Source organism: Mycetohabitans sp. B3 (assembly GCF_021498065.1).
In the GTDB taxonomy this organism is placed as follows: Bacteria; Pseudomonadota; Gammaproteobacteria; order Burkholderiales; family Burkholderiaceae; genus Mycetohabitans.
Genome location: NZ_JAHLKN010000011.1, coordinates 244,159 through 258,989, shown reverse-complemented (window position 1 = coordinate 258,989; position 14,831 = coordinate 244,159). Strand labels below are relative to the sequence as shown.

The following is a 14,831-nucleotide window of genomic DNA, read 5'->3' as shown; positions in this document are numbered from 1 at the left end:
GCGCCCCACTGGCGGCAGCCTTCGAACCTGTCCAACGACGTCTGCATGGCCGTTTTCACCGCCGTTCCCGAAGCCCGGCTCGCCGCCTGGGTTCAGCACTACGAGATAGGCGAGATCATCGATTTCCGCGGCATTGCGTCGGGAATCGAAAACAGCAATTTTTTCTTGACGACAACCACTGGCGAGTACGTGCTGACGATCTTCGAGAAGCTTGCCGCACACGAGTTGCCGTTCTACCTAGAATTGATGCGGCATCTAGCGGCGCATCACGTGCCGGTGCCCGACCCGATGCGCCGCGACGACGGCGCGTTGTTCGGCATACTGATGGACAAGCCCGCCGCGATCGTGACGCGGCTGGACGGCTCGCCGCGGCTAGCGCCGCAGGTTACGCACTGCACCGAAGTCGGACACATGCTGGCGCGGATGCACGTTGCCGGACGAGATTTCCCGATGCACCAGCCGAATTTGCGCGGCCTGCCCTGGTGGCGAGACAATGTCCCAGCGGTGTTGCCCTACGTGACCGATGCGCAGCACCAGCTGCTGGTCAGCGAATTAGCGTATCAGCAGGCGTTCTTCGCGTCGCCCGACTATGCAGCGCTGCCCGGCGGGCCATGCCACTGCGATCTATTCCGCGACAACGTGCTGTTCGCGCTGCGCGACGGGCGCGATACGCTCGGCGGCCTCTTCGACTTCTATTTCGCTGGCTGCGACAAGTGGTTGTTCGATGTCGCCGTGACCGTCAACGACTGGTGTGTCGACCTGGACACCGGTCACCTGGACCAGGCGCGAACCCAGGCGTTGCTGCGCGCGTACCACACCGTGCGACCGTTTACCCCTGCCGAGACGCAACATTGGCGCGATATGCTGCGTGCCGGTGCGTTGCGCTTCTGGTTGTCCCGACTCTATGACTTTTACTTGCCACGCGACGCTCACCTGCTCAAGCCGCACGACCCCGCTCATTTCGAGCGTGTGTTGCGCGAGCGCATCGGCGCCGACGCGTTGCCGTGGCTTTGACTCCTCTGCTATGCGACTGATCGAGGCACCCGCGAAATCCGGCTATATCTGGTTCCGCCAAGGCATCTGGCTGTTCCGCAAGAACCCGCTGAGCTTCCTGGCGATTTTCTTTACCTATTTGTTCTCGATGATGCTCGTCGCGCATGTGCCGGTGGTCGGCTCCGCGCTGTGGCTGATACTTGTGCCGGGTTTGTCCGTCGGGTTCATGAGTGCATGCCGCGACGTGATCGCCGGCAAGCACGTGTTGCCGCTCGCGCTGTTTACCGGCTTTCGCGCGCATGGCGGCGGCGTCGCGCGGCAGCTGTTGCAACTCGGGCTGATCTACCTTGTGCTAGTCACCGCGGGCCTGTTCTTGACGTCGCTGATCGACGGCGGCTCGCTGCTGAAAACCGTCGTCAGCGAAGCGAAGCCGAATGACGACGTCGCCTCCAGTCGCCTGTTCCTTTCCAGTATCGCGCTCGGCTTCGTCATCTACGTGCCGACGATGATGCTGTTCTGGTTCGCGCCACTGCTGACCGCCTGGCATCGCGTGCCGCCAGTCAAGGCGATGTTCTTCAGCTTCGTGGCCTGCTGGCGCAACCGCGGCGCGTTCCTCGTCTATCTAGCCACGTGGTTCGCAATTGTGATGGGCGTGTCGCTGGTGCTCGGTTTCGTGCTGAGCGTGTTCGGCCTAACGAGCGGCGCGTTGACCGCGCTGTTGCCGGTCAGCGTGATCCTGTGGACGATGATTTACTGCTCGTTCTACGCGACCTATCGCGGCTGCTTCAGCGCCGAGCAGCACGCCGGGCCGCCGCCTACCGCATAAGCCGTCGCGGCATTCGCAGCAGCGCCCATCGCAGTGCTGTCGCGCGACCGTGCAACGGCACCGTTCGACCACCGCTGGGATTCATGATACTCACCGCTTGCGATCCGTCGTACTCACCACCGGGCCCGTCGTACCCATCGCTGCCGGTTCGTCACACTGACTGCAGTTTCGCAACCGCGAGCGCAAGCCATTTGGTGCCGTGCCGCTTAAATGCGACCTGTGCCTTCGCGTCCGTGCCGCCCCCCTCCAGCGCGGTGATCATACCCTCGCCGAATTTCGCGTGGAAGACGGATTGGCCGATCCGGAAGCCGCTTTGCGCGGCGCGCTGCTGGTCCGCGAACGCCGGCGCCGGCGCCCCGTCGTCAAAGCGCGCATTGCCATACGGCGCGTCGTCGCGCCGGACGCTGCGGCCGAACCAATCGCGGCCCCATCCAGCATTGTCGCCAAAACCGGCACGCTGACCCCAGCGTGAACCGGGCTCCAGCTTGGGCGTGAGCCACTTCAACACCTCGGCCGGCAATTCGTCAAAGAAACGCGAGCGCACGTTGTAGCGCGTCTGGCCGTGCAACATCCGGCTTTGAGCGAACGACAGATAGAGCCGCTCCTTGGCACGCGTGATTGCAACGTACATCAGGCGCCGCTCTTCCTCGAGCCCATCTTGTTCCGTCACGCTGTTCTCATGCGGGAACAGGCCTTCCTCGAGTCCGGTGATGAACACAGCGGCAAATTCGAGCCCCTTGGCGGCATGCACCGTCATCAATTGCACCGCGTGCTCGCCGGCCTGCGCCTGATTGTCGCCCGCCTCGAGCGACGCATGCGACAGGAAGCCGGCAAGCGGCGTCATCTGCTCGAGATTCTGCGCCGGTGCGTCGATGCGCGACGCCTCCAGTACAGCCTGCTCGCCATCCTCGTCCGGCCCCCGCAGCGCGGCAGCGCGGCCCGCGCCCGGCGCGAGCGGGATCGAGCGCGCCGGCGTATCGAGGCCATAGCCCTCCTCGGACACGAACGCGCTGGCCGCGTTGACTAATTCCTGTAAGTTCTCGATGCGCTCCTGACCTTCACGCTCGTTGGCATAGAATTGCTCCAGCCCGCTGAGCCGAATCACCGCCTCGACCGTCTCCGGCAAGCTCATCGCACGGGTCTCGCCACGCATCCGCTCAATCAACGCGAGAAACCCGCCAAGCGCCTGGCCGGTCTTGCCGGTCACGTAGGGAATTGCCTGTGCCATCGAGCAGTTGTACAGCCGCGCGGCATCAGCCAGCTGCTCAAGCGAACGTGCGCCAATGCCACGGGTCGGAAAATTGACCACCCGCGCAAACGCGGTGTCATCGCTCGGATTGTCGATCAGCCGCAGGTACGCGAGCGCATGTTTGACTTCTTGACGCTCGAAAAAGCGCAGTCCACCGTAGACCCGGTACGCGATCCCGGCATTAACCAGCGTGTGCTCGACCACGCGCGACTGCGCGTTGCTGCGATAAAGCACCGCGATCTCATCGCGCGACAGGCCCGTGCCGATCAGGGCGCGGATTTCCTCGACGATCCAGCCGGCCTCCTGCGAATCGGTCGTCGCTTCATAGACCCGCACCGGCTCACCGTGGCCGGCATCGGTACGCAGGTTCTTGCCGAGCCGTTTCGAATTGTGTGCGATCAGCGCATTGGCGGCATCGAGAATATTGCCGTGCGAACGATAGTTTTGCTCGAGCTTGATCAGGTGCCGGACGTTGAACTCGCGCTCGAAATCAAGCATGTTGCCCACGTTGGCGCCGCGGAATGCGTAAATCGACTGATCGTCGTCGCCGACCGCGAATATCGCATTATGCCCGCCAGCCAGCAGCTTCAGCCACGCATACTGCAGCTTGTTGGTGTCCTGAAATTCGTCGACCAGGATATGCCGGAAACGGGCCTGGTAATGTGCCCGTAGCGTCGGATTGCGTTGCAGTAGCTCATGGCAGCGCAGCAGCAATTCCGCAAAATCGACGACCCCCTCGCGCTGGCATTGTTGCTCGTAGGCGGCATACAGCTCGACGCATTTGCGATTGAAATTGTCGCTCGCATCAACCTGCTCAGGCCGCAAACCTTGCTCCTTCGCATTATTGATGAAGTACTGCAGACTCTTTGCCGGATATTTCTCATCGTCGACGTTCAGGCCCTTCATCAGCCGCTTGATGGCCGACAACTGATCTGCCGTGTCCAAGATCTGGAATGCCTGCGGCAACCCGGCATCGCGGTAATGGGCGCGCAGCATCCGGTTGCACAATCCGTGGAACGTGCCGATCCACATGCCGCGCGTATTGATCGGCAGCATTGCGTCCAGGCGGATCAGCATCTCGCGCGCCGCCTTGTTCGTGAAGGTGACGGCCAGGATACCGGCAGGGCTCGCCTCGCCGCGCGAGATCAACCATGCAATGCGGGTAATGAGCACGCGCGTCTTGCCGCTGCCCGCGCCGGCAAGAATCAGGGCCGGCTCGTTCGGCAGCGTCACCGCTGCATATTGTTCGGGATTCAGTTTGGCAAGCAAATCAGACATGAGCGGCCTTGGTCACAACAAGCTTGTCATTATACGGCCGCAGTCGGCCCGGGCACGCGGAGGATGCGCACGGCATGCAGCCCCACAGCGACAGGTGCCGCAGCATGCGACGGCGCAACCGGTGCTGGCGCATCACCGGCTCCCTTATAATTGACTATGACGATTTATTCCACCGCATTTTCACCGTCTTTCCGGCAGATTTCGACAATGAGCGACAGCGATACCACGCTTGCAAAAAGTTTTGAGCCTTCGACGATCGAGGCGTATTGGGGCCCAGAATGGGGAAAGCGTGGCTACGCGAAGGCAACCTTAGACCCACAGCGGCCCGACTTCGCGATTCAGCTGCCACCGCCGAACGTGACTGGCACGCTGCACATGGGCCACGCGTTCAACCAGACCATCATGGATGGATTGGCGCGTTACCACCGGATGCGCGGCGAGAACACGTTGTGGGTGCCCGGCACGGACCATGCGGGCATCGCCACGCAAATCGTCGTGGAGCGCCAACTCGACGCGCAAAAGCAATCACGACACGAACTGGGGCGGGAGCGCTTCGTCGAGCGCGTCTGGCAATGGAAACAAGAATCGGGCTCCACGATCACGCGGCAAATCCGGCGGCTCGGCGCGTCCACCGACTGGTCGCGCGAGTATTTCACGATGGATGAGCGCATGTCCCGCGTCGTCACCGACGTGTTCGTGCGCCTCTACCAGCAAGGGCTGATCTACCGCGGCAAACGGCTCGTGAACTGGGATCCGAAGCTGAGGACCGCGGTATCGGACCTGGAGGTGGTCAGCGAGGAGGAGGACGGCAAGCTATGGCACATCCGCTATCCGCTCACTGACGGCTCAGGCTACCTGAGCGTGGCGACCACACGGCCCGAGACGATGCTCGGCGACGTCGCAGTCATGGTCCATCCGCAGGACGAGCGTTACGCAGCGCTGATCGGCAAGAGCGTCACACTGCCGCTGGTGGGACGCGAGATCCCAGTGATCGCCGACGACTATGTGGAACGCGAGTTTGGCACCGGCGTGGTCAAGGTCACGCCAGCGCACGATTTCAACGACTACCAGGTCGGGCAACGCCACGGATTGCCGCAGATCGTTGTGCTCACGCTCGATGCGAAGATTAACGACAACGCACCGGCCGCCTACCGCGGGCTGGACCGTTTCGACGCGCGCGAGCGCATCGTCGCGGACCTGGACGCGCTCGGCTTGCTCGAGTCGGTCAAACCGCACCGGTTGGTCGTGCCGCGTGGTGATCGCACGCAATCCATCATCGAGCCAATGCTCACCGATCAGTGGTTTGTCGCGATGAGCCGGCCGGCGCCCGAAGGTACGTTGCATCCGGGCAAGTCGATCGCGCAAACCTCGCTGGACGTGGTGCGCCACGGCCAGATCAAGTTCGTGCCGGAGAACTGGACCACTACGTACTACCAGTGGCTAGAGAATATCCAGGACTGGTGCATCTCGCGCCAACTCTGGTGGGGCCACCAGATTCCCGCTTGGTATGCGGACGATGGCCAAGTGTTCGTCGCGCATAGCGAGGCCAACGCCCTGGCACAGGCCCGCGCCCAGGGCTATAATGGCGCGCTCAAGCGCGACGAGGACGTGCTCGACACGTGGTTCTCGTCCGCGCTCGTGCCATTCTCGTCGCTTGGATGGCCGCAATCGACGCCGGAACTCGAGCACTTCCTGCCGTCATCGGTGCTGGTGACGGGCTTCGACATCATCTTCTTCTGGGTCGCCCGAATGGTGATGATGACCACCCATTTCACCGGCAAAGTGCCGTTCCACACCGTGTATGTGCACGGCCTGGTGCGCGACGCCGAAGGCCAGAAGATGTCCAAGAGCCGCGGCAACACGCTCGATCCGATCGACATCGTCGACGGCATTGACCTGGAAACACTCGTCGCTAAGCGCGTAACCGGGTTGATGAATCCGAAACAGGCGGCATCGATCGAGCAAAAGACGCGCAAGGCATTCCCGAATGGGATTCCCGCCTACGGCACCGACGCGCTGCGCTTCACGATGGCGTCGATGGCCACGCTCGGGCGCAACGTAAACTTTGATTTGGCGCGCTGCGAGGGCTATCGCAACTTCTGCAACAAATTATGGAACGCCACGCGCTTCGTGCTGATGAATTGCGAAGGGCATGATTGCGGTATCGTGCCATGCCAAGGTGATTGCGGGCCGCACGGCACGCTCGACTTTTCGCCCGCCGACCGGTGGCTCGTGTCGCTGTTGCAACGGGTCGAGGCCGACGTCGAGAAGGGCTTTGCTGACTATCGCTTCGACAACATTGCAAACACGATCTACAAGTTCGTCTGGGATGAGTATTGCGACTGGTACGTCGAATTGGCCAAGGTTCAGTTGCAAACCGGCACGCCGGCGCAGCAGCGCAGCACGCGGCGCACGCTGCTCAGCGTGCTCGAGACCATTCTGCGACTCGCGCACCCGCTGATGCCGTTCATTACCGAGGCGTTGTGGCAGAAAGTCGCGCCGCTGGCGGGTCGGTATCCGGCCGGAACCGCAGCCGGCGACGCCTCCGTGATGATGCAGCCCTATCCACGCAGCACGCCGTCGAAGATCGACGAGCGGGCAGAACAGTGGGTTGCCGAACTGAAGGCAGTAGTCGATGCATGTCGTAATTTGCGCGGCGAGATGAATCTGTCGCCCGCCGCCCGCGTGCCGCTGGTGGTGGCCGGCGATGTCACGCGCCTGCGCGAATTCGCGCCCTATGCCCAAGCGCTTGCGCGGTTGTCGGAAGTCCAGGTGCTCGCAGACGAAGCCGCGCTCGACCAACAGGCGCACGGCGCGCCTGTTGCCCTTGTCGGCTCGAACAAGCTGGTACTGAAGGTCGAGATTGACGTTGCCGCTGAACGTGAGCGGCTGACCCGCGAAATCAACCGCATCGGCGGTGAACTGGCCAAATGCAATGCGAAGCTGCAAAACGAGCGTTTTGTGGCCCGCGCACCGGCCGCCGTCGTCGACCAGGAGCGCAAAAGATTGGCAGATTTTGAGTCGATGTTGGCAAAATTGACCACCCAACTCGGGCGGCTTTCGGCATAAAGTGCAGGGTTATCGGCTATAGCGAGGCAATCATTCTTGTCGCGCTATCCATTTCCCCATATCGGGCTAACGTAGTACAACCGGAAACGAACAGGGTAATCGAAGATGCTCAAAGTTACTAAGGCAGTGTTTCCCGTGGCAGGTCTTGGCACACGGTTCCTCCCGGCCACTAAGGCGAGCCCGAAAGAAATGCTCCCAGTGGTCGACAAGCCGCTGATTCAGTATGCGGTTGAGGAGGCGGTTGCCGCGGGGATCACCGAAATGATTTTCGTGACGGGCCGCAGCAAGCGCGCGATCGAGGATCACTTCGACAAGTCGTATGAGATCGAATCAGAACTCGAGGCTCGCGGCAAGGACAAATTGCTCGAGTTGGTGCGCGGGATCAAGCCCAGCCACGTTGACTGCTTCTACGTTCGCCAGCCCGAGGCGCTCGGACTCGGGCATGCGGTGCTATGCGCGGAAAAGCTCGTCGGCGACAACCCGTTTGCGGTCATCCTCGCCGACGATCTGCTGTACGGTCGCCCGCCCGTGATGAAGCAAATGATCGAGGTATTCGATCACTACCACAGCTCGGTGATCGGCATCGAGGAAGTGCCGCACGAGGAAACGAAGTCGTACGGCATCGTCGACGGCAAGGAATGGGAAGACAACATCGTCAAGATGTCGGGCATCGTCGAGAAGCCGGCCCCGGAGGTCGCGCCATCCAATTTTGGCGTGGTTGGCCGCTATGTGCTCAAGCCGCGCATCTTCAGTCACTTGCGTGCACTGAAGCCAGGCGCGGGCGGTGAATTGCAATTGACCGATGCGATCCAGTCGCTGCTCGGCGACGAGCAGGTGCTCGCGTACAAGTACCACGGCACGCGCTTTGACTGCGGCAGCAAGCTCGGCTACCTGAAGGCAACCGTCGAATTCGCGCTGCAGCACCCGGAGGTTCGCGACGAGTTCGCCGAATACCTACGCACCCGCTCGCCGGTACTCGAAGGCTAACGCCGCGGCACGGCGCCGCAGCTTGCGGCGCATTTGCTCAACGCCGACGCATCAGAAATACGAATGTCTTGTCGGCGCCGGTGCTGGTTTCGACCAGTTCGTTGCCGGTCTGCTTCGCAAACGCGGCGAAATCCCGCTGCGAGCCGGGATCCGTCGCCAGCACTTTCAGGATCTGGCCGCTCTGCATGTCGGCCAATGCTTTCTTCGCGCGCAAAATCGGCAATGGGCAATTCAGCCCCCGCGCGTCGACTTCCTTGTGGACTTCCATCGAATCCCTACCGTTGGCTCAAACGCGATGCGGGTCCGCACCGCCTATGAATTGTAGCGGGAAACGGCGCTGGCAGCCTACATCGCCGGCATGCTGACTAGGCTACAGCGCTATCACGCCATGCCGCCGTTGCGACTCGCGCGGCGCTACACCGACAGCCATTGCCGAGCAATCGCCGGCGTCGCCTCGAACTCGCTGCGCTCACCGGCGAAGACGATCTCGCCAAAACCCGACGGACCGCGTCCCATCACGTAGACGCGTCGCGCCAGCTCCAACGCCATTGCGGCACGCTGCTCAATCAGCACAATCGCAGTGCCGCGCGCAGCCAGCGTCGCCAGTGCAACGCCAAGCTCATCGACAACACGCGGCGCGAGACCCTCGGTCGGCTCGTCGATGATCAACACGCGGGGCTGCGCGGCCCACGCGCGGGCAATGGCCAACATCTGCTGTTCCCCACCGGAGAGCACGCCCGCCTTCACGTCGGCACGGACACGCAAGCGAGGAAACAACGCGTACAGCGACTCGATCACCGCCGGACTCCGTGCGCGTCGCGGCAGGCCGAGCAGCAAATTCTGCGCGACGCTCAATGTCGGGAACACATCGCGGGTCTCGGCGACATAGCCGACGCCGGCGCGGGCGATGTCCACGGTGCGCAGCGTGCCAATCTGCATGCCATCGAGTTCGATTGAGCCACACCGCTCAACCAGACCGACGATGGCCTTGGCCAGCGTCGAACGGCCCACGCCATTGCGGCCGAATACGGCGATGATCTCTCCGCCGTCCACGTGCATTGACACGTGCTGAATGACTCGCACGCCCTGGTATCCGGCCTCCAGGTGGCGTACGTCGAGCCTCATGGCGCACGCGCAGGGCCCAGGTAGGCCTCGCGCACGCTCGGATTGGCGCGGATCTGCGCCGGCGTACCGGTGGCAATGACCACGCCATCGACCAGCACCGAAATCCGATCTGCAAGATCGAACACTATGTCCATGTCGTGCTCGATTAGCAGGACCGTGCGTCCGTCTGCCATCCGGCGGATCAAGGCAAGCGCCTCGATGGCCTCTGCCCGGCTCATGCCGGCAGTCGGCTCGTCCAGCAACAGCAGTCGTGCACCACTGGCCGTGGCCATGGCCAACTCAAGCGCGCGTTGTCGGGCATAGCTCAGTTGCGCGGCACGGGCGCTAGCCTCATCGCCCATGCCCACCACCTGTAGCCAGTCGAGTGCGCGCTTACGCAGACCGCGCCATGCAGCAGGCTGTAGCCAGCGACAAAGCGGCCCGCCGCGCGGGCAAAGCATCGCACAGCACATATTATCCAGTACCGACAATTGCGCGAACAAGCTGGGGGTCTGCAAGCCCCGCGCGACGCCGAGGCGGGCGATCCGATGCGCCGCCAACCGCCGGATCGCCCTATCGTCGAGGCGCACGGTGCCCCGATCGACCTGCGTGACGCCGCTGAGCACGTTGAATACCGTTGACTTGCCTGCGCCATTCGGACCGATCAACGCATGGATCTCGCCGGCCTGCACGTGCAGTCGCACGCCGCGCAACACCTGTGTTGCGCGATAACTGACATGGACGTCGTCCAGCGTCACATCGAGCGCCGGGCTGCTCGGCACTTCCGGCCGTATCGCCGGCACGGGATCCACTGGTTTCACTTGTTTCGCCGTACTGGCTGCTTGCCCCTGCGCACTGACGGCAGCGCCTGCGACGATGACTGGTGCGGTGACTTCGGATACGGCTGGCCCCGTGGCTGCCGCAGAAGCATGGGTTGAAGCCATCGCTGCCAAAGAAGCATGAGCCGAAGCCATGGCTGCCGCAGCAGCAGAGGTCGAACGCAAGCCCGCCGCAACCCGGCGCGACGAACGCGGCGCCGTGGCACGCAGCGCGAACGACGACACCGCCATCAATACCACACCGGCCACCGCTATGCCCCACCCATTGACGGCCTGCCAGCCCGGACTGATATCCGCGCCGGTATCGCCGAATCGCCATGCATAAACCGACTGAATCACAGCGATACCGCCGGCCAGCATGCCAAGCACTGCCAGAACACGTGCCATGCGTCGCCCGCTGAACCCCGGTAGCGCGCATCGCGCACGCCGGCTGTCTGCCAGTGATGGTGACACCCGGCGATGCAACCATGCACCGACCAGCCCGCCGGGCGCGAGTACCACAACGAACAGGAAAAAGAAGCCAACGTACATCGGCCACGCGCGGGTGATCGACGCCAAGCCGTTCGCGATCGACACATAAATCACGGCACCCAGTACAGGACCAGCAAACGTGCCGGTGCCGCCGATCACCACGGCGATCAACACAGTCGCGCATGTTGCAACGCTCGCATTGTCCGCAGTGGCGATCTCAAAGGTCACCACTGACAGCGCGCCGGCGACGCCGGCAAAAAACGCGGCGATGACCGTCATCGCCCATCTCACGCGCGATGGATCTACGCCGACGAATGCCGCCCGTCGCGGATTGTCGCGCACCGCATTGGCTACCCGCACGAGCGGCGTGCGCAATAACCAGGCAATCAGCATGCACGAGGCCAGTGCGACCGCGACCACCAGGCCGTAGGCCGAACGCGTCGAACCGAAATCGATACCGAGCCAGCCCGGGACGGCTCCGCGGTCGATCATCACGCCACCCACGCCGCCAAACCATTCCGGCACCGTGCTCGCGGCAGTTGCGACCAGTTCGCCGAGCCCTAGCGTCACCATCGCGAAGGTCACGCCGCCCCGGCGTGCACTGAGCCACCCGGCCGGGACTGCAACAAGCGCCGCACCTGCGCCGCCGACAACCGGCAGCCACGGCGCGGACAATGCCCACGCGTTGGTCGCACGCGCCGACGCTAACGCGCCGATGCCGTAGTACATCGCGTGGCCAAACGACAGCAGGCCGGTTTGACCGAGCAACAAATCGTACGACAGCGCGAATACAATCAGCACGGCCGCCTGAGACGCGAGCGCCAGCGCCGCGCCGCTCGGTTCGCCGTGCGCCAGCGGCAGCAGCGGCAGCGCGGTGAGCACGGTCGCCAATATCAGCCCACCCCACGGCGGTCGCCGCATATTGCGGTCAAGCCATACGCCACGCGGGGTCTCGCGATGCGCCATCATGTGTCCGGCTCCGCATGACCACGCACTAGCCCGCCCGGACGCAATGCCAACACGATGATCAGCAATACAAAGGGCGTCACTGGCGCGAGTTGTGCTAACGTGATACGGCTCCATGCGCCGGCGTCGCCTACCATCGGCAACACCCAATGGAGCAGTGCGCCGAGCCGTATGTCGAGTCCGACAAGCAGCGTCTGCACGATGCCGAACAATAACGACGCGACGAATGTACCAGCCAACGAACCCATTCCACCAGCCACGACGATCACGAACACGATCGAACCCAGCGTTTCGGCCATCGACGTATCCGTAACGAATGCCACGCCGCCGAGCACGCCGGCCACCGCGGCAAGCGCCGCGCCGCCCGCGAACACCTGAGTTTGCACACGAGCGACGTCATGGCCCAGCGCCTGCACGGCGTGCGGATGCGTGCGCGCGGCCGCGATCACCAGGCCGATGCGGGAATACCGCAGCAGCAGCGCACAGAGGCCGAGCACGCCAGCGGAGATCGCCATCATGAAGGCGCGAAGACGAGAGAATGCCACTGCATGCCAATTCACCAGTGCGCCATCGAGCCACTGCGGCACGACGGCAGGCAACGGCGAGCGGCCCCATCCCAATTGCACAAACTCGGCGATCAGATACGCCAGGCCAAAGGTCGCCAGCAACTGGGCAAGTGGCCCGTGACGGTGCACGCGGCGCAGCACGCCAAGCTCGAAAGCGGCAGCCAGGCCGGCCACCGCGGCCGGCGCGAGGATCAACGCGGCGGCAAAGCCACCGTAGCGCGCGACCGTGTAGCCGATGTAGGCACCGAGCATGTAGAAACTCGCATGCGCAAAGTTCATCACGCCCATCAAGCTGAACACAAGTGTCAACCCGGCACACAACAGGAACAACAGCAACCCATAGCTCAGGCCATTGAGCAATACGACAACGAACGATTGCATCGCTAAATCCGCGGGCATTCGACGTATCGCGTCCACCGCCCCGCTATCGAACCAGTGGGTCGAGCACCGCGCGCAACGGGTCGGTCAATCAGTTCGGCGCGGCAGCGCGGACAATACCGGTAGTCGCTGCCCAGCGCACCTGCGGGTGTCGATCCCATCATCGTTTTAAATGCGCGAAAGAGCCGCCTATTGTATCGGCTTTGAGGCGCCGCCTGGCCGCGCCGTGCATTGTCTGCCGCACGCCGACGACGCAACGGGCCAACAACGCAACGGGCCAACAACGCAACGGACCAACGATGCAACGGGCCGGTGGGCGCGTGGCCGGTTAGCGCTCGCGCGCCCCTGCCGCACGGGCCACCGCCACCAACAGGGCCGCGCCGAGCAACAGCGCCGCCAGCGCGAGCCCGAGTGCGGGCGAGAACGATCCTGTGCGCGCAGCGATCGGCGCGGCCACCAGCGGCCCAGCGATCTGCCCGAGGCCATAGGCGGCGGTCGCATAGCCCATCAGTCCAGCGGCCCTTTCGCCGTGCAGGCGGCGCGCCTCGCGCATCGCAAACAGCGTGATCGCCGTGAACGGCAGCCCGACCAGCAAACTACCGAGCGCGAAACCCGCGAGCGTCGGTAATGCGATACCAAGCCCGATGCCCGCGGCCTGCATCACGTAGCAGATCGCCAGCGACAGCCGATTGTCCCAGTGTGCCGGCAGCCGTGCGCCCAGCAGCGCGCCCGGAATAATCGCCGCCCCGAACACCGGCCAAAACAGATCAGGCCATGGCGAGCCGGCGGGCAGCGCCTGTCGCGCGATGATCGGCAGGAACGTCGCGGTCATGATGTAGCCGAATCCAGCCAAGCTATAGAGCCCGCACAACCAGTACGCGTCGGCACGCGCGATGCGCATGGACGGTGACGGTGGCACGAGTTGAGACGCCGCGGATCCGTGGGACGTGGCCCCCATCCGGCCGTCGCCCGTTGGGCGTTCGGCCGCGAATCGCCGCCACACGAGCGCGGACAGCGCCGCCGACAGCAGGGCAAAGCTCAGCCAGCCGGTCGCCGCGCCGTCGTGCGTCACGGCACGGGTTGCCAGCCCGGTGATCAGAATCCCGACACCCGGCCCGGTATAGATCACCCCGCTCCAGCGCACGGCACCGGTACGGGCCAGCTGCCGCAAGCCCCATTGCGATGCAAACACGACCGTCCATGCGCTGATCACGCCCGCCATCGCGCGCAGCGCCGCCCACGCCCAGAACGCATCGGTCAGGCCCATCGCTGCAGTCAGCACGACCGTAGCGACGAGCCCGCCGCGTATCATCCGCGCGGGGTCCGCACGCAGCGCCGCACACGTCACCGCGCCCACGAAATAGCCAGCGTAGTTGAACGACGCGAGCCAGCCGCCGCCGGCGATGTCGATCAGCCCGTCATGCAGCATCACCGGCAGCAGCGGCGTGAACGCGAACCGTCCGACGCCAAGCGCCACCGCGAGGGCCATCGCGCAGGCCAATGCCGTCCATGCCGGCGCGGTGTCCGCTGGGGCCTGCGCCAACGGCCGCACCCGATGCCCGCCCACGCACGAGTCCGGCGCTTGAGACGGCAGCGGGCTCGGCATGGCTGCCCTGGCACACGGAGCGTGCGTGGATTCGGCAGACGGTGAAGTCTGGTCGGGATGGGACAAGGACACGGCAACACCTCCGTAGGAAAACCAATGAGACGATTCGAGCGTAGCAGTATCGCACTATCTCAAAAAATGAATTATCCAGATATTTCACATCTTCATAAAACAACAATGGATCTTGCTGCGTTGTCGATCTTTCGCACCGTCGTTCGTGAAAAGGCATCACACGCGCCGCAGCGAAGCTGCATCGGGTGCAGTCAAACGTGACGACGCGGCTCAAGCAGCTCGAAGAGGCACTCGGCGTGCAGCTGTTCGTTCGAGAAGGTCGCAAGCTGGTGCTGACGCCGACGGGCCATACGTTGCTCGACTATGCCGAGCGCCTGCTTGCGCTGGCCGACAAAGCACGCGATGCGCTCGCCGACGAGCGTCCCCACGGCAGGCTGCGGCTAGGAGCAATGGAGAGCACTGCCGCAACGCGCTTGCCGCCCCCACT

10 protein-coding genes and 1 pseudogene are annotated in these 14,831 nt (G+C 63.7%); 5 read left to right on the top strand and 6 right to left on the bottom strand.

Annotated features, from left to right (window positions below; all coding sequences use genetic code 11):
• Nucleotides 1-45: 45 nt before the first annotated feature.
• Complete coding sequence (locus tag KQH55_RS03250) at nucleotides 46-1,014, top strand: homoserine kinase (RefSeq protein WP_235090184.1); 969 nt, start codon at nucleotides 46-48, stop codon at nucleotides 1,012-1,014.
• Between the two features lie 10 nt (nucleotides 1,015-1,024).
• The gene (locus tag KQH55_RS03245) at nucleotides 1,025-1,819 is read left to right on the top strand and encodes a BPSS1780 family membrane protein (RefSeq protein ID WP_076785163.1); all 795 of its coding nucleotides are present in this window, start codon (nucleotides 1,025-1,027) and stop codon (nucleotides 1,817-1,819) included.
• A 151-nt stretch (nucleotides 1,820-1,970) separates the two neighbouring features.
• Here KQH55_RS03245 and KQH55_RS03240 read toward each other — a convergent pair whose 3' ends face one another.
• Nucleotides 1,971-4,346 (bottom strand): UvrD-helicase domain-containing protein, encoded by a 2,376-nt coding sequence (locus tag KQH55_RS03240; RefSeq protein WP_235090183.1) that lies wholly within the window; start codon nucleotides 4,344-4,346, stop codon nucleotides 1,971-1,973.
• 207 nt (nucleotides 4,347-4,553) lie between these two features.
• On the opposite strand from KQH55_RS03240, the gene KQH55_RS03235 reads away from it, so the two are divergent.
• Nucleotides 4,554-7,415 (top strand): valine--tRNA ligase, encoded by a 2,862-nt coding sequence (locus KQH55_RS03235; RefSeq protein WP_235090206.1) that lies wholly within the window; start codon nucleotides 4,554-4,556, stop codon nucleotides 7,413-7,415.
• 105 nt (nucleotides 7,416-7,520) lie between these two features.
• Nucleotides 7,521-8,402, top strand: coding sequence for a UTP--glucose-1-phosphate uridylyltransferase GalU (gene galU / locus KQH55_RS03230; RefSeq protein ID WP_076785166.1), 882 nt, complete (start codon nucleotides 7,521-7,523; stop codon nucleotides 8,400-8,402).
• Nucleotides 8,403-8,439: 37 nt separating this feature from the next.
• Here galU and KQH55_RS03225 read toward each other — a convergent pair whose 3' ends face one another.
• The 5 genes from KQH55_RS03225 to KQH55_RS03205 form a co-directional block, all read right to left on the bottom strand.
• Nucleotides 8,440-8,670 (bottom strand): sulfurtransferase TusA family protein, encoded by a 231-nt coding sequence (locus KQH55_RS03225; protein WP_076785167.1) that lies wholly within the window; start codon nucleotides 8,668-8,670, stop codon nucleotides 8,440-8,442.
• 146 nt (nucleotides 8,671-8,816) lie between these two features.
• Nucleotides 8,817-9,527 (bottom strand): ABC transporter ATP-binding protein, encoded by a 711-nt coding sequence (locus tag KQH55_RS03220; protein ID WP_076785168.1) that lies wholly within the window; start codon nucleotides 9,525-9,527, stop codon nucleotides 8,817-8,819.
• Nucleotides 9,524-11,785 (bottom strand): ATP-binding cassette domain-containing protein, encoded by a 2,262-nt coding sequence (locus tag KQH55_RS03215; protein WP_235090182.1) that lies wholly within the window; start codon nucleotides 11,783-11,785, stop codon nucleotides 9,524-9,526. Before KQH55_RS03215 ends, KQH55_RS03220 begins: the two co-directional genes overlap by 4 nt.
• Nucleotides 11,782-12,729 carry a branched-chain amino acid ABC transporter permease gene (locus KQH55_RS03210; RefSeq protein ID WP_076797410.1) on the bottom strand — a complete coding sequence of 316 codons (948 nt, stop codon included), beginning with the start codon at nucleotides 12,727-12,729 and terminating at the stop codon, nucleotides 11,782-11,784. Before KQH55_RS03210 ends, KQH55_RS03215 begins: the two co-directional genes overlap by 4 nt.
• Nucleotides 12,730-13,054: 325 nt before the next feature.
• Entirely contained in the window at nucleotides 13,055-14,332 is a 1,278-nt protein-coding gene (locus tag KQH55_RS03205; protein ID WP_373566354.1) for a YbfB/YjiJ family MFS transporter, read from the bottom strand.
• A 177-nt stretch (nucleotides 14,333-14,509) separates the two neighbouring features.
• Here KQH55_RS03205 and KQH55_RS03200 point away from each other — a divergent pair.
• Nucleotides 14,510-14,823, top strand: a pseudogene (locus KQH55_RS03200) (LysR family transcriptional regulator); the annotation flags it as partial.
• Between the last annotated feature and the right edge of the window lie 8 nt (nucleotides 14,824-14,831).